Annotated in this window: 14 protein-coding genes; 8 read left to right on the plus strand and 6 right to left on the minus strand. The window is 62.7% G+C overall.

Annotated elements, in window-relative coordinates; translation table 11 throughout:
* Positions 1–39 precede the first annotated feature (39 nt).
* The 5 genes from hutH (at position 40) to N008_RS19510 (ending at position 6,308) form a co-directional block, all read left to right on the plus strand.
* The gene (gene hutH, locus N008_RS19490) at positions 40–1,536 is read left to right on the plus strand and encodes a histidine ammonia-lyase (RefSeq protein ID WP_044017947.1); all 1,497 of its coding nucleotides are present in this window, start codon (positions 40–42) and stop codon (positions 1,534–1,536) included.
* A gap of 129 nt (positions 1,537–1,665) precedes the next feature.
* Positions 1,666–3,621 (plus strand): T9SS C-terminal target domain-containing protein, encoded by a 1,956-nt coding sequence (locus N008_RS19495; protein ID WP_044017948.1) that lies wholly within the window; start codon positions 1,666–1,668, stop codon positions 3,619–3,621.
* Positions 3,622–3,788: 167 nt separating this feature from the next.
* On the plus strand, positions 3,789–4,700 hold the full coding sequence (locus N008_RS19500; RefSeq protein WP_044017949.1) for a bestrophin family protein: 912 nt from the start codon (positions 3,789–3,791) through the stop codon (positions 4,698–4,700).
* 140 nt (positions 4,701–4,840) lie between these two features.
* Positions 4,841–5,170 carry a YbaB/EbfC family nucleoid-associated protein gene (locus tag N008_RS19505; RefSeq protein ID WP_044017950.1) on the plus strand — a complete coding sequence of 110 codons (330 nt, stop codon included), beginning with the start codon at positions 4,841–4,843 and terminating at the stop codon, positions 5,168–5,170.
* Positions 5,160–6,308: a glycosyltransferase family 2 protein gene (locus tag N008_RS19510; protein ID WP_231569751.1), complete on the plus strand. Its 1,149-nt coding sequence runs from the start codon at positions 5,160–5,162 to the stop codon at positions 6,306–6,308. The genes N008_RS19505 and N008_RS19510 overlap by 11 nt, the downstream gene beginning before the upstream one ends.
* Positions 6,309–6,458: 150 nt before the next feature.
* Here N008_RS19510 and N008_RS19515 read toward each other — a convergent pair whose 3' ends face one another.
* Positions 6,459–6,677, minus strand: coding sequence for a PspC domain-containing protein (locus N008_RS19515; protein ID WP_044017951.1), 219 nt, complete (start codon positions 6,675–6,677; stop codon positions 6,459–6,461).
* Positions 6,678–6,846: 169 nt separating this feature from the next.
* Here N008_RS19515 and N008_RS19520 point away from each other — a divergent pair, with 169 nt between their 5' ends.
* Positions 6,847–8,643 carry a tetratricopeptide repeat protein gene (locus N008_RS19520; RefSeq protein ID WP_197062908.1) on the plus strand — a complete coding sequence of 599 codons (1,797 nt, stop codon included), beginning with the start codon at positions 6,847–6,849 and terminating at the stop codon, positions 8,641–8,643.
* 27 nt (positions 8,644–8,670) lie between these two features.
* On the opposite strand, the gene N008_RS23360 is transcribed toward N008_RS19520, so the two are convergent.
* A complete protein-coding gene (locus N008_RS23360) occupies positions 8,671–9,276 on the minus strand; it encodes a hypothetical protein (RefSeq protein WP_156109421.1) in 606 nt (201 codons plus the stop codon).
* 213 nt (positions 9,277–9,489) lie between these two features.
* On the opposite strand from N008_RS23360, the gene N008_RS19535 reads away from it, so the two are divergent.
* On the plus strand, positions 9,490–10,473 hold the full coding sequence (locus tag N008_RS19535; RefSeq protein WP_044017955.1) for a pyruvate dehydrogenase complex E1 component subunit beta: 984 nt from the start codon (positions 9,490–9,492) through the stop codon (positions 10,471–10,473).
* Between the two features lie 71 nt (positions 10,474–10,544).
* Here the strand turns inward: N008_RS19535 and N008_RS19540 are convergent, their stop codons facing one another.
* Entirely contained in the window at positions 10,545–11,939 is a 1,395-nt protein-coding gene (locus N008_RS19540) for a hypothetical protein (protein ID WP_156109422.1), read from the minus strand.
* A 26-nt stretch (positions 11,940–11,965) separates the two neighbouring features.
* The gene (locus tag N008_RS23365) at positions 11,966–13,411 is read right to left on the minus strand and encodes a hypothetical protein (protein WP_156109423.1); all 1,446 of its coding nucleotides are present in this window, start codon (positions 13,409–13,411) and stop codon (positions 11,966–11,968) included.
* Between the two features lie 97 nt (positions 13,412–13,508).
* On the opposite strand from N008_RS23365, the gene N008_RS19550 reads away from it, so the two are divergent.
* Positions 13,509–14,051, plus strand: a complete 543-nt coding sequence (locus N008_RS19550; RefSeq protein ID WP_044017958.1) for a DinB family protein — start codon at positions 13,509–13,511, stop codon at positions 14,049–14,051.
* A gap of 90 nt (positions 14,052–14,141) precedes the next feature.
* Here the strand turns inward: N008_RS19550 and N008_RS19555 are convergent, their stop codons facing one another.
* Positions 14,142–14,597, minus strand: a complete 456-nt coding sequence (locus N008_RS19555; RefSeq protein WP_044017959.1) for a thioesterase family protein — start codon at positions 14,595–14,597, stop codon at positions 14,142–14,144.
* Between the two features lie 69 nt (positions 14,598–14,666).
* A complete protein-coding gene (locus N008_RS19560; protein WP_044017960.1) occupies positions 14,667–15,407 on the minus strand; it encodes a class I SAM-dependent methyltransferase in 741 nt (246 codons plus the stop codon).
* Positions 15,408–15,644: the final 237 nt, after the last annotated feature.

Here is a 15,644-nt window from a genome sequence, read left to right on the forward strand (position 1 = left end):
TTTCCACCCCAGCCCACCCGCTGCTTTTCGCCACCCATCATGCCCGAAGATTACGTTCTTTCGCCCGCCACCCACCTCGACCTCGCCACCCTCGACCAGCTGCTGTGCACCAAGGCGCGCGTTGTTTTAGGCGACGACGCCCGCCAGCGCATTGCCACCTGCCACCAGTACCTCCACGACCGGCTGGAGCGCTCCGACGCGCCGGTGTACGGCATCAATACCGGCTTCGGGGCACTCTGCAACCAAACCATTGCGGCAGGGCAGCGCCAGCAGCTGCAGCAGAACCTGATGATGTCGCACGCCTGCGGCACGGGCGAGGAGGTGCCGGCCGAGTTGGTGCGCCTGATGCTGCTGCTGAAGGTGCAGAGCCTGAGCTACGGCCACAGCGGCGTGCAGGTGGCCACTGCCCAGCGCCTGCTCGATTTCTACAACCGCGGCATGCTGCCGGTGGTGTATCAGCAGGGCTCGTTGGGTGCCAGCGGCGACCTAGCCCCGCTGGCGCACCTGTGCTTGCCGCTGCTGGGGCTGGGTGAAGTCAACTACGAAGGCTACCGCCTGGCCGCGGCTGACGCCATGAGCCTATTCAGTTGGGCACCGCTCACGCTGGAAGCCAAAGAGGGCCTAGCGCTGCTCAACGGCACCCAGTTTATGCTGGCCTACGCCGTGCACGGGCTGCTGCGGGTGCAGCGTCTGCTGGCCGCCGCCGACGTCATCGGGGCTTTGTCGCTGGAGGCGTTTGATGGGCTGGCCGAGCCATTTGATGCGCGCCTGCACCAGCTGCGGCCCCACGCCGGGCAGGTGGCGGTGGCGGGCCGCGTGCGGGCGTTGCTGGCCGGCTCCGAGCTGCAAAGCCGGCCGAAAACTGCCGTGCAGGACCCCTACTCGTTCCGGTGCATGCCCCAGGTGCACGGCGCCTCCCGCGACGCCGTGGCCTACGTACAGCAAACCGTGGAAACCGAGTGCAACGCCGTCACCGACAACCCCAACATCTTCCCCGCCGACGACGCCATCCTGAGCGGCGGCAACTTCCACGGCCAGCCGCTGGCCCTGGCCCTCGACATGCTGGCCATTGCCACCGCCGAAATCGGCAGTATCTCGCAGCAGCGCACCACCCAGCTCATTGGCGGGCAGCGGGGGCTGCCGCCGTTTCTGGTGGCCGAGCCCGGCCTGAACTCGGGCCTGATGATTCCGCAGTACACAGCCGCCGGCATCGTGAGCCAGAACAAGCAGCTCTGCACCCCGGCCTCGGTGGACAGCGTGGTGAGCAGCAACGGCCAGGAAGACCACGTGAGCATGGGCGCTAACGCCGCCACCAAGGCCTTGCGCGTGGTGCAGAACGTGGAGCAGCTGCTGGGCATCGAGCTGCTGAATGCCACCCAGGCGCTGGAATTCCGCCGACCCGCTCGCACCTCGGAGGCGCTGGAGCAGGTGGTGGCCGCGTTCCGCGAGAAAGTGTCCTTTGTGAGCCACGACCGGGTACTTTACCCCGACCTGCACGCCGCCGCCGACTTCGTGCGCAGCTACCCGTGGCAGTAGGCAGTTGCGCACTGTGCCGCAACCACTGGGCCTCGGCATGAAGCCTGGCCGCGGCGGCGTATGCCGATTGTGGGTATCTTGGCGTTACTGTCCGGCCGGGGTTTGCTCCGTTTCATCTGCTGCTATTTTATGCGTTCCGTGAAGTTTCTCTACCTCTGGTTGTTGCTGGGAATGCTGCTGTCCCCTGCTGAGCCGGCCCTGGCCCAAGCCTGCACTTCCTCGCCGAATCCGCCGGCGTGCACCTTTGTGGCGGTGGATGTGCAAACCAACCAGATAGTAGAAAAGCTGTGCGTGGGCCGTGCCGTCCGCTTTGATTTGTGTTCGGGCCGGCCGCCGCTGGTGTATTTCTACCAGGTTCTGTCCGGCACCAACGCCTACCCCAACCCCTGCGGCCCCGGCCTGCGCCCCTCTCCTTTCGTTTACACGCCCACGGCCGCCGGCCCCGTTACGGTCACCGAGAACGGCCAGGCGCAGGCGGGCGGCGGCGTTTCCACCATCTATTTCCGGGTGTTCGAGGTCTACGACAATCCCGTGCCGGCCTTCACGGTGGCGGCCTGCTCGCCGGGATTTGTGCAGGTGACGCTGCCCGGAGCGCCTTATAACAGTTACACCGTCCAGATTGGCAGCAGCACGTTTGCGGCCCAGCCCGGGCAGGTGCGCACGTTTCCGGTGCCGCCCGGCGCCACGTCCATCACGGTGGCCGGCATTTACTCCGACAGCGACCTGTGCACCCGTTCGGCCACGCAGCCGCTACCGCAACTGGCCGCGCCGGGGCCACTGGTTATCCAGCGCCTGAGTGTGCAGAGCAGTTCGGTGGTGCTGGAAACCGCGCCGCTGGTAGCCGGCTACTCCTACACGGTCGAGCAGGCCGATTTCGCTACGCCGACCACCTTCCAGGCGGTACCCGGGGCCGTGGCCAACGGCCTGAGCGGCTTCACGGTGCCGGCCGCGCGGCCCGGCTACTACCGCCTGCGCCGCACCGACATCTGCCAGCAGGCCCAGGCTATTTCTGAGCCGGTGAGCACACTCACGCTGACGGCCCAGCCTGCTGAGCGCCGCAACGAGCTGGTGTGGCAGCTTGGTCCCAACCCTGCCACCTACGAGCTGACACGCAACGGCACGCCCCTGCCCGCCCCGCCGCCCGCCGCCCGCTCCTACTCCGATACGGCTGTGGCCTGCGGCCTCCGCTACACCTACCGCCTCACGGCGCGGTATGCAGGCGGCGTTTCGTCAGTTTCAGAGGCCGTTTCGGTGCTGGCTACGGCCACCCAGGCGCCAGCCACGCCCCGGCTGCTGGCGACCTTCGATGAGCGCAACCGGGTGGTGCTGACGGCCAGCGTGGCCCGCTTCCCCAGCACCGGCCAGCTCACTTACCTGCGCGACAACACTGTGCTGGGCACCACGGCGGCCCGTACTCTTCGCGACTCACTAGCCAGCTACAGCCCGGAAACAGCGCCGTGCTACCAGGTACGGTTCGAGGACGACTGCGCCAACCGCTCGGCGGTCAGTGCGGCCTTCTGCCCGGTGGTGCTGGCCGCCGAGCTGGCCGGCACCCGCAACTCAGCCGTGCGGCTGCGATGGTCGGGACTGCGCGGTGCCCCCGCCGCCGCCACCGCTGACTCGCTGCGTTACCGCCTGTTGGTGCTCAACCCCGACAACACGGTGCGCAACAGTTACGCTGTCAGTTCCCGCGGCACCTACCTCGACCAGCTGCTCCCCACCGACCTGCAAGCCGTGCGCTACCGCCTGGAAGTGACGGGCGCGGGCCTGCCGGCTGCCAGCTACTCCAACATTGCCAGCGCAGTGCGTCCCCTCGAAGCCTACGTTCCGACGGCCTTCACCCCCAACGGCGACGGCCTCAACGATGTGCTGGAAGTGAAGGGCCGGTTTTTGCGCACCTACACCTTCACGGTAGTGGACCGCAACGGCCAGGAAGTGTTTCGGGGCACTGACCGCACCCAGGCCTGGGACGGCCGTATCCGGGGCCAGCAGCCGGTGCTGGGGGCTTACGTCTGGCGGTTTGAAGCCGTGGATGCCGCCGGCAAAACTGTGGTGCAGCACGGCACCGTCACGATAGTAAAGTAATTTTGTCTGTAGGCTGCTAGCGGCCTTTTACGGCCGGCAACCTTTGGGCCAGCATACCAGCCATCGGCCGGCTGGAAGCAGGCCGGGCATTGCTGCTCCCAACAAAGAATGTAGCTCAGCTGCTTGTTTTTGCGTAGGCAGCATTCTGTTGTACTTGTTTTCTGCCTATGCTGCTCGACGTCAAGCTTCCTGTCTACTACATCTTCAAGCGCATCCTGCCCGACATTTTGCGGGTGCTGCTTATCTCCGTCATTTTCCAACTGCTGAAATATTTCTTCGGCCGCTATCTGCCCGAAATTCCGCTGCAGCTGGCCACCATTCTGGGCAGCGCTATTTCGCTGCTGCTGGCCTTCAACGTGAGCCAGTCGTACGACCGGTGGTGGGAAGGCCGCAAGATTTGGGGGGCCGTCGTGAACGACTCCCGGACGCTGGTGCTGCAGGTGCGCAGCTTCCTACAGCCCGACGCCTTGCCCCCGCAAGAGGCGGCCGACCATCTGACCACCGTCGCCTACCGCCAGATTGCCTGGTGCTATAGCCTGGGCGAATCGTTGCGTAGCCAGGATCCGCTGCCTTCACTGGGCCGCTTCCTGTCGGAGCCTGACCTGGCCTACGCCAAAGCTCAGAACAACCGCCCCTTGGCCCTGCTAGCGCTGCACAGCATGCAGATCAGAGAGCTGTTCCAGCAGCAGGCTATTAACACGTTCCAGCAGGTGCAGCTCGATTCCACGCTGGTGCGACTATGCGAAACGATGGGCCAGGCCGAGCGCATCAAGAGCACCGTGTTTCCGGCCAACTATCGGCTGCTTGTGCATTTTCTGATTTATCTGTTCTTAGGCACGTTGTCGCTGAGCTTGGTGGAGTCGATGGGCTTTTGGGAAGTACCGGTGCTGCTGCTCATTGCCACCACCTTCTTCCTCATCGAGCGCACAGCCCGCTTCCTGCAGGATCCGTTCAACAACTCCCCGACTGATACGCCCGTCACGGCCATTGCGCGCAACGTGGAAATCAACCTCAAGCAGTTGCTGCAGGAGCCCAACGTGCCGGCTCCGCTCACTTCCGATACCTTCTATCTGATGTAAGGTTTGCAGCCGCTGATAGCCCGGAAGTTCCGGCCAATGGCGGCGGCGCTGTACCTTGCATTTGGTTTCAGCGGCCCGCTCCGGCCCGCCCAGGCCTCTTCTTTCTCTGTTTCCCCGAAGAAAATAACCACCCGAGAGCTATGTTTGACATGATGGGCATGATGGGCAAAATGAAAGAGCTGCAGGAGAAAATGCAGCAGGCCCAGCAGGAAATGCAGTTTGTGACGGCCACTGGCGAAGCCGGCGGCGGCCTGGTCCGCGCTACGGCCAACGGCCAGCGCCGGGTGATTAAGCTCGAAATCGACGACTCGCTGCTCTCCGACCGCGAAATGCTGGCCGACCTGGTGGTAGCCGCTGTGAACAAGGCCCTCGATGAAGCCGGCGACAAGGCCAAGGAAGAGCTGAAGCGCAAAACCAGCGGCCTCATCCCCAATATTCCCGGCCTCGACCTCGGCGGCTTTGGCCTCTGATACTACATCGGCGCCCTGCGCCGATGTGGCCGTAGTAATCCTGAACTGGAACGGGCGCGACTTCCTGCGCCGGTTTCTGCCGTCGGTGCTGGCGCACTCCGAAGGGGCCGCAGTTTTTGTCGCCGACAACGCCTCCACCGACGATTCGGTGGAGGTCGTGCGGCAGGAGTTTCTAGGAGTTCAGGTTGTGCAGCTTCCCGACAATCTGGGCTTCTGCCAGGGCTACAACGCGGCGCTGGACGAAGTACGCCGGTTGGGTATGCAGGCGAGCACACTAACCCCGCTTCATCCGACGCCTGAAGTCAGCCCTAGCCAGCCGAACTCGTTGGGCTTCCGATACTACGTGCTGCTCAATTCCGATGTGGAGGTAACGGCGGGCTGGCTCTCGCCCCAACGGGCGCTGCTGGAAAGCCGGCCGCAGGCCGCGGCGTGCCAGCCGAAAATCCGGCAGTACAGCCCCGACCCAGCCCAACGTGCGCTTCTGGAGTACGCCGGGGCCGGCGGCGGTTACCTCGACCGGTTCGGCTACCCCTTCTGCCGCGGCCGCCTCTTCGACACCCTCGAAACCGACCACGGCCAGTACGACGACCCACGCCCGGTGGCCTGGGCTACCGGCGCCTGCATGCTGGTACGGGCCTCGGCCTGGCACGCGCTAGGCGGGCTGGAGTCCACGTTTTTTGCCCACATGGAGGAAATCGACCTGTGCTGGCGCCTCTGGAATGCCGGCCACGAGGTGTGGTACCACGGCGGCAGCACGGTGTTTCATGTAGGCGGCGGCACGCTGCACAAGTCTAACCCACGCAAAACCTACCTCAACTTCCGCAACGGCCTGGCCCTGGTCTACAAGAACACGCACGCCGACGAGCTGACCACCACGCTGGCCGTGCGGCTACTACTCGACTGGGTGGCGGCCCTGCGCTTCCTGCTACAAGGCGCCCTCCCCGACGCCCGCGCCATCCTACGTGCCCAGCGCGACTTCTACCGCCGCCGCGCCTATTGGCAGCAGCAGCGGCAGCAGTTTCCGCCGCGCCTCACGCTGGCCGAGCGCCCCGGCGTGTTTCGGGGAAGCCTTGTGTGGGCTTACTTCGGGCAGGGCAAACGGAAGTTTTCGGAGCTGGATGCAGATCTACTGAATTGAGCAGCAGGCATACAGCATAGGCTGCTTGCGAGAACTATCGGCCAAGAAATCTGTAAAATTCCCTTATTCAATCTGCAGAATCTGCGAATAAGAAAGCCTGCCCTTTTGCAGGAGCAGGCTTTGAAATCAACTGTACGGCAGTAATTAAACCTACAAATCCCAGACGGTGCTGCGCTGCCGGCGCATGGCGCGGCGCACGTTCATCCAGAAGGCCAGCGCGAAGTACAGCACGATGGGCGAGCCGAAGGTGAAGAACGACGCGTAGACAAAGGACAGCCGGACGCTTCCCGTGGAAAAACCCAACCGGTTGCCCAGGGCGTTGCAGACACCGAAGCTCTGCTTTTCGATGTAGTCGGTGAGTCGTTTCATGACGGATGGTGGTAAGTGATGCACACTGCTAACCCTGTACAAGGTAGCACGATACGATAGCACAAGCAAGCCGAAGCAGGGTATTTTCCTTCGAAGATACGTCTCCCTTCCGCGGTTTTGCGTTTGTTGTTGGAAATTCCGCCCCGAACCTGCCTGTATGAGAAGCCCGTTGCCCCGTAATCTTTCTATTCTGCTGCTGGCGGTGGCCGGCACGCTCCCTGCTTGTACGCTGCCCCGGATGCTGAAGGTTGCGCAAAGCGGCCAGCAAGTGAGCGTGCAGCCGGCGGTGCTGGAAAGCAACGGCGAAAACGTGCTGTTTGAAGTAACGGCCCGCGTGCCGGCCAGCCACCTGAAAAAAGGCGCCGCCTACGGCCTCAACCTGCGCTACGTCTACGACAACGGCCTGCGCGAAGACACGCTGGGCCGCCTCAGCTTTCAGTCGGGCGAGTATGTCTACGATGAGGAAAAGAAAGATCAGCTGGTCATCAAAAAGCAGCTTTCCTTTCCATACGCGCCCAACAAAAACCCCGGCCAGCTGCTGGCCCTGGCCGAAGTGCGGGAGCTGAAGCCCAACGGCAAGCGCCTGAAGGGCAAGGAAACCCGGCTGGCGCGGGGCGTGGCCAGCACCGGCCGCCTGGTAGTGCGCCAGGATACGGCCATTGCCCTGCTACCCGAACTGGCCGACAACAACATGAGCGGCACCCGGGTGCTGCCGTTCTTCTTTGACGCCGGCCGCTCGGAAATCCGCAACTTCCTGGGTACTAACGTGGCGGCGCTGGAAGACTTCATCGAGGCCAACCAGCGCACTGAGAAGGTGATGATTGTGGCCGGTCACTCGCCCGACTCGCTCGATGCCCACGACCTGCGCCTGGCCGACAAGCGTGTGCAGGCCCTGCAGCGCTACTACAAAAACCGCGTCGACACCGACTCCTACCTCAACCGGGTGCGCGACATCGACTTCGAAACCGAGGCCTACCACCGCCGCTGGGACTTGTTCCTGAACAAGGTGCAGGAGTCGGCGCTGAAACCGGCGCAGGTGGATTCGGTACTGCTGCTCATCAACGATACGCCCGGCACCTACGCCCAGAAGGAGAAAAGCCTGCACAGCCTGTCGTTCTTCGACTACCTGGAGCAGTACATCTATCCGGTGATGCGCTTCGGCACGGTGGCCGTGCAGTACACCGCGCCCAAGCGCTACGACTCGGAAATCTACCTGCTGTCCAAGAAGATTGTCGACAAGCAGCTGGAAGTGGATGCCCTCACGCCGGAGGAGCTGCGTTATTCGGCCACGCTCACGCCGCTGCTGGCCGAAAAGCAGCGCATCTACGAAACCTCGGCAGCTACCACGGGCCGCTGGGAAGCCTACCACAACCTGGCCGTGGTGCTGCTGCAGCGCTCTGAAAAGGAAGTCAGCGACAAGGTGCGCAAGGCCTACTTGCGCCGCGCGGCCGTCAATTTCACGCTGGCGGCGCACCGCAACCCCACGGCCACCATGTTCTACCGCGTGGCCACCGCCTACCACCGCGCCGGCGACAAGCTGGAGGCCCTGCAGAACTACGACTACGCTATCAAGCTCGGCGGCGCCCGCCCGGTGCTCGACAAAGTATTTGCCGACAAAGCCGCGCTGGAAATCGAAATCGGGCAGCTAGATGATGCGCTGGGCAGCCTCAGCTACAGCGCCAAAAGCTACCAAAACACCATGAACCGCGCCCTGATCTACCTGCTCAAGGGCAACTACGACGGGGCCGCCGGCATCTACCAGGAGGCCCTCACGCTGCAGCCCAACGACCCGCTGGCCTACTACTGCCTGGCCGTAGTGGCCGCCCGCCAGAAGGACGAGGCCAAGCTGGGTGAGAACCTGCGCCGCGCCGTGCAGCTGGACCGCAAATACGCCAACCGCGCCGTCGAGGACCTGGAGTTCATGGACTACGCCAGCGGCAAGGTGTTTCTGGAGACGCTGCGGTAGAATGGCGTTTGCAGTGCTGTGAAGTGCTTATTCATCGACCCACTTTACTGAGTAGATTATCTTTCGAAATAGCTCACGCTTCTTTTGATTGTCTTTTGTCAATCCTCGTTGTGCCATACATACTATCGATACAAGGTTTCCTTTCCTGTGATAGCATCCATAAGTACACACTTGACTAAGATTCTGAGAAAAAACTCTATTATCATAGTCGATAAACACAAGTTCCCTATTTGCGAAAACGGAATCCTGAAAGGAAAGCATCTTCACTTGGTTCTTTCCTTCTACCTCCATGTTTTCTACAAAGTGCTTCTGATAGCTCTGTAAGTCGGGGTCACCTTCTATCTTCTTAATGATTACCATCACTGCATCACCGAGTAGGCTATCCTGCCGTTGAGCAGGATTTGTAAAAACGTGTGGCTCCGCCGTATCCTCGGAAGCAGGGTCACAATCCCTCTTCCGCCATGAAAAAGGAACATCGATAGTGACAGGACCAAGAGTGTAAGGATATAAATTCTCTTCTCGTGTAATGACACGCTGGTTCTCCTGGGCACCCTGATTCTCCTGGGTACAATTGCTGCATAAGAGACCCAGAACAAAGATCACAGGATAAGCTTTTTTAGGGGATGAGTTCATTGGGCAATGATAGCTCCTTCTATGCATACACAATTCCGTAAAACGGCGATTTAAACAGTCTTTTTCCAAGAGGCATATAAGTCTAGCCAGACAAATAACATCTTCATTTAGGTCGACAGGTAATGTCGGTTTGCCCGTCCCGGCTACTCGTCGTAGCTTTACGCGCCGGCTGAGGCCGGCATTTTCATTCTGACTTTCGAACTGCCACAGACTATGCGGACCATCCAATTCCGGGAAGCCCTGCGTGAAGCCCTGTCCGAAGAAATGCGCCGCGACCCGCGCGTGTTCCTGATGGGCGAAGAAGTAGCCGAATACAACGGCGCCTACAAAGTAAGCCAGGGCATGCTGGACGAGTTTGGCCCGGAGCGCGTGATTGATACGCCGATTGCCGAGCTGGGCTTTGCCGGCATCGGCGTGGGCGCGGCCATCAACGGCCTGATTCCGGTCATCGAGTTCATGACCTTCAACTTCTCGCTGGTGGCCATCGACCAGGTGATTAACTCGGCCGCCAAAATCTATTCGATGTCGGGCGGACAGTACTCCTGCCCCATCGTGTTCCGCGGGCCTACGGGCAGTGCCGGCATGCTCAGCAGCCAGCACTCGCAGAACTTCGAAAACTGGTACGCCAACACGCCTGGCCTGAAAGTGGTGGTTCCTTCCAATCCCTACGATGCCAAAGGCCTGCTGAAAGCCGCCATCCGCGACCCGGATCCAGTGATTTTCATGGAGTCGGAGCAGATGTACGGCGACAAAGGCGAGGTGCCGGAGGAAGAGTATATCCTCGAAATCGGTAAGGCCAACGTGGTACGCGAAGGCAAATCGGTGACGCTGGTGAGCTTCGGCAAGATGATGAAGATTGCCCTGGCCGCCGCCGACGAGCTGGCCAAAGAAGGCATCGAAGCCGAAGTAATCGACCTGCGCTCCGTACGTCCGATTGACTACGACACGCTGGTGAACTCGGTGAAGAAAACCAACCGCATGGTGGTGGTAGAGGAAGCCTGGCCGCTGGCCAGCATCAGCTCGGAGCTGGCCTACACCGTGCAGCGCCGCGCTTTCGACTACCTCGATGCCCCGGTAGTGCGCGTAACCTGCATGGACGTGCCCCTGCCCTACGCCCCTACCCTCATCGAAGCCTCGTTGCCCAACGTGGGCCGCACCGTGAATGCCGTGCGTGAGGTGATGTACGTGAAGAAATAAGGAAGCTCCGGCTTCCACGAAAAAGCCCCGCAACCAAGTTGGTTGCGGGGCTTTTTCGTGGCCGGTAGGTTTCACCACAGCGTCCGTGGCCCCAGTTCCAGGGTGGCTTGCGCCGTGGCTGAGGCCCAGAAACAGAGCGCCACAAACGCCACAAACGACACGCCTACGGCCACCAGCTGCCGGCGTGGCAGCCGGGCCGGGTGCCACGCCCGAGGCCAGCCGAAACACAGCACGGCGTATAGCAATAGGTGCAGCGGCAGCAGAAAGCGGCATTCCATACTCATAGGCAGCATAGGCACGCACGGTACCAGCAGCACGGCCAGCACCAGCCCCTGCGGCAGCGTGAGGTGGCGCAGGCGGGCGCGCAGCAGCACCAGCGCGGCCCCAAACCATACCGTATAGTTCAGCCACGCGAGGCCCCAGGTGGGCACGTACACCTGCTTGATGTATGGCGTCGGGTACTGAATATCTAGGCCGTTGAATAGGCGCCACGCGTACATGCGGGCAAAAACTGCGGGGTGGCGCAGCACCAGCTGCAGGTAGCTGCCGTAGGAATCGAACCAGCCGATGCGCTCCTGCCGCACGAGGGCTTCGCCGGCATAGTCCCGGAAGATCATCACCCGGTCGGGGTAGTCGGTACCGATGCGAGTTTCATATTTCTGGTGCAGCAGGCCCCACTTCAGCTTTTCGCGATAGAGGTTGTCGGTTTCCAGGTTTTCGTCCTGGGCCAGCACCAGCGGCGTGTTCTGGTGGAAGTGGCGCTGGTTGATGAGCAGCTGCGGCCCCAGCACCAGCGCTGCCCCGGCCACCAGTGCCAACCCACGCGCCAGCCGCCCCCACTTCCGCGCCGGGCCCGGCAGCACCAGCGCCAGCGCTACGAAAAATGGCACCGCAATCAGATAGGACGGCCGGATATTACAGGCGGCCGCCAGACACGCCCCGGCCAGTACCGTCCACCACAGGCCACGCCGGTGGAGCAGCAGCAAGCCCAGCAGCAGTGCCCCCAAGCTTGGAAAGTCGGTGAGCGGGAAGTTGAAATAGTCGCGCCAGAGCGCAAAACCCAGTGCCGCAAATGCAGCCCGGCGCGGCCAGCTTAGCGGCCCGGTTTGCGCAACCGTTTGCCAGAGGCGCGGCCCCAGCCAGCCAAAGCCCACCGCCGCCAGCACCGCCCCAAACAGGCGCGCAAACAGGATGGCCGGCAGCCCGCTGTAGAACTGCACGATACGCATGGGTAGCAGCAGCAGCGGCAGTAGATAGCCCCGGAAACTGTCGTGGAAGTTGAGCAACGACAGGTGACCGTCTTTGTGGAAGAAGATGGAGATGAACCAGTAGTTCAGCGCATCATTGTAGAGCATGGCGTAGCCCGACAGCGGCAGGTACACCAGGTATACCACCAGAATCAGCAGGGTAAGGCGCCAGTAGGGTATCCGGGCAGGGCTACCAGGCAACAGGGAGGCTGGTTTCAACGGGAGAATTCTATAAAATACGCAACTCAATCATCTACTAGCGACTTGCCATGGTCGGGCTGCAGATTGCGGAAAGTAGCGGCCGAAACCCAGAAGCAGCCGCCCAACCAAAGGCCGGCGGCCAGCACCAGGACCAGCGCCCGGCCCGGCTGGCCGCGCAGCTGCTGCCAGCGCCCTGGTGAAAACCCCAGCGCCGCCACCGCCAGCAGCAGCAAGTGCAGCGGCAGCAGAAAGCGGCACTCGATGGCCGTCGGGATGCCGGCGGCGCAGGGCAGCAGCAGCGCCAGCAGCAGCAGGGCCCGGGGCCACGTCAGCCAACGGGCCGGCCGCCACAGTAGCGTGAGGAGTCCGGCTCCCAGCGCGGTGTAGTTGAGCAGCTGCACCCACGGCCGCTCCGGCCCATACGCGCGGATCAGGTACGGAGCCGGCTGCTGCACATCGAGGCCGTTGAAAAGGTGCCGCAGGTAGCGCACCGTATAGTCGAGCGGGTGTTGGAGTGCGATGCGCAGGAACTGGCCGTAGGAACTGTACTCGCGGATGCCTTCGGCCCGCAGCACCGCCAGCCCGGCCGGATCGGCATAAATCAGGCGCTGCCGCAGGTCGGTGTCGTAGCGCAGCACGCGGGTGCCCCAGGTAAGCTGTTTGAGGTAGAGCGGGGCCGTATCGGTGGGGTTTACGCGGGCCAGCACCAACGGCGTGCTCTGCCCAAAATGCCGCTGGTTGATGCGCCACTGCGGCAACAGCACCAGTCCCACGCCGAGCAGCAGCAACGCCCAACGCCCCACTCCGTTCTGCCGGCCGGGCTGCATGCTCCACCAAGTCGCCAGCCCCAGCGCTGCCGGCACTGCCGCCAGGTAGGCCGGCCGGCTGTTGCAGGCCGCCGCCAGACTCAAACCAGCTAGCAGCCACCAGCCTAACCCAGCCCGGCTAAGAGCCCAGAGCGCCAGCAGCAGCAACGACAGCGCCGGCATATCGGCCATCGTAAAGCTGAAATGGTCGCGCCAGAAGGCGAAGCCCAACAGCAGCAGCAGTAGCCAGCGCCCCCCGGCCACGCGCCCCAGCCCCATGCTGCGCCACAGCGCCGGCAGCAGCCACGCATACAGCAGCGCGGCCCAACCCAGGCCGGTGGTTTTAGCCGCCACCGGCATCGAGCAGTGGGTGATAAAGCGCACGATGAGCGCCGGAAACTGCAGCAAGGCCGCGCAGTAGCCGTGGGTGGGGTCGTGGAAGTTGAGCAGCGAAAATCCCGTAGTCGGACTCTTCAGGTCGACGGCTGTTTCCCAGTAGTAGCCGGCATCGTAGGGCATTCGCTCACCCGTGAGGCCACCGCCCAGCAGGAAATAGCTGCCGTAGAGCGCCAGCACTATCAGTACCCGCACCAGCAGCGGCCATTCGCGGCGCAGCAGCGCCGGCGTGGGCACATGCGTCGGCGGAGGCGGAGAACCGGAAAACGAGGCAGGCGAAACAGGCATAGAACCGGGCGGGAGAAGCCGCGTAGAAGCCAGCGGCAAGGATTTGCGTACCTTTTGCCCAAAGCTACGTCCTAACCGCCCACTCCGCTGCTATTCCATGAACCATCGTCTGCATTTACGCTTCGAGCAACTCGAACTCGCCACCACCCATCTGCTGCAAGCGGCGGAAGCGCTCGGCAGCAGCGCCCACCAGTCGCCGGGGCCGGGGCAATGGTCGGCGGCGCAGGTGGTGCAGCACCTGCTGGTGTCGGAGGCCGGCATCGAGCAGTATCTTGAAAAAAAGCTGCAGCAGACCGAGGAAATGGAGAAGGCCGGCGTGCTGCACACGCTGAAGTCGCTGCTGCTGCGGGGGCTGCTGCGGTTGCCGTTCACGCGCTTTAAGGCCCCCCGGCGGCTGGCTGAGCTGACGCCCGAGCAGGTAGCGCCGCTGCCGGAGCTGCAGGCCGAGTGGCAGTCGATCCGACGGCGGCTGGAGCAGCTGCTCAACGAATATCCCGGCCGCCTTCTCGACCGGGCCATCTTCAAGCATCCCCGCTCCGGCATGCTCACCATCTATCAAACCCTGGATTTCATGCTCGACCACGTGCTGCACCACCAGCGCCAGGTAGAGCGCATTACCAAGGCGCTTAAGAAGGCCTAGAGGCAAGATTTCACCGTCCCGATTCACCAAAAAAGCCCGTCGCACGAGGTTGTGCGACGGGCTTTTTGTGCGTTTAGATGACAGCAGCCGTTAGGCGTCCGGTTTCTTTTCGCGCACGATATCGGCGTAGGTGGCGTGGCGGGTGATGCCGGAGAAGGCGGCGACCAGCTCGGGCGGGGGCAGCGTGAGCTTGCGCAGGCGCAGATCCATCCAGGCGCCGTCCACCGTAACGGTGGCGGCTTCGCGGCCATCGGCTTTGTAGAGGGTGTGGATGATGCGCCAGCGGGAGCCGTCGGCGCTGATGCCGCCGAGCTCGGCCGATACGCGGATGGTTTCGCTCATGTGGATTTCCTTGAGAAACCGGGTGTCCTCGCGAAACAGGATGGGGCCGATTTTCAGCTCGGCGAAGTGCTGCATCGTGAAGCCCTGGTCGGCCAGAAACTCCAGGCGCACCTGGGCGGCGTAGTCGGTGTAGGCGGAGTGGCGCATGTGCACGTTGGGGTCCATATCGGCCCAGCGCACGGTGTAGGTTTTGCTATAGCTCATGGTAGCAGCGTACTTGATGAAGCAACGAAAGGTTGAGGCGGCCCGGCAGCAGGCCTGAGCGCCAGCCGGCTAACCGTTGGCCACGGTGAGGCATGCTAGGTACTGCTGCTGCTCGTCTTCGCCCAGAAACTCTACCTCGTAACCGGCTTCCTGCGCGTAGTCCTGCAGAATGCTGGCATCGGCAAACAGCCAATGGAAGGCGGCGCCCTGCTCGGCCCCATACTGCATGGTGTAGGTTACTTCGCCGTGGTAAGGGCCGTTGAGGTCGAATACCAGCGCGCCGTCCTCGTCCTCGTAGAGGTAGCTGATGTCGGAAGACGTGGCCAGAATCTGGCCGCCGGGCGCCAGCAGCTGGCGCGCATGACGCAGAAAGGCGGCCAGTCCATCGAGCGTGCCCACCAGACCCAGGCCGTTCATGAGCATGAGGATGGTATCGTATTTTTCGTGGGTGAGGGCGGCGTCGCGCAGGTCGTGGTGCGCTACCTGGCGCACGCCGCGGGCCTGCATCACCTGCACGGCCCCGGCCGAAGCATCAATGGCTTTCACCTCGAAGCCCCGGCTCTGCAGCTCCAGCGCGTGGCAACCGGCCCCGGCGCCCAGGTCGAGCACGCGGCCCTGGCACTGCTCCAGGGCCTGCCGCTCCAGCTCGGGCATCTCCCAGAGGCTCCGGAAAAAGTAGGACGCCGGCAGGGGCTCCTCCTCGGCTACGTCGCTGAACACGGTAAGCGTGGCATCCAGGCGGCCATGCAGATAGTCGAGCAGGGCGTGGCCCAATGGATCGGCAGAAACGGGAGTGGCAACGGGGGGCATAGGCATCAGGAATAAAGGAAGAGCCGGCCAGGCTCCGGCGCTGCAAGGTACGGCATCGGGCGGGGCCGCAGTAGTGAGGGCAGTTCAATAAAGTTTCGCATATTTCCGGGGCCGCACCCGGCTGGCTCGCTATCAATTTCTTATCCCTTGTATGATTGCAGTGCCTTTCGTAGAAGGGTAGCCAGAAAAGGAAACGAGGTCACCAACTATCCCTAAATGCGGGGCTTCGGCCCTGAC

It is taken from the genome of Hymenobacter sp. APR13 (genome assembly GCF_000737515.1).
Lineage (GTDB): Bacteria > Bacteroidota > Bacteroidia > Cytophagales > Hymenobacteraceae > Hymenobacter.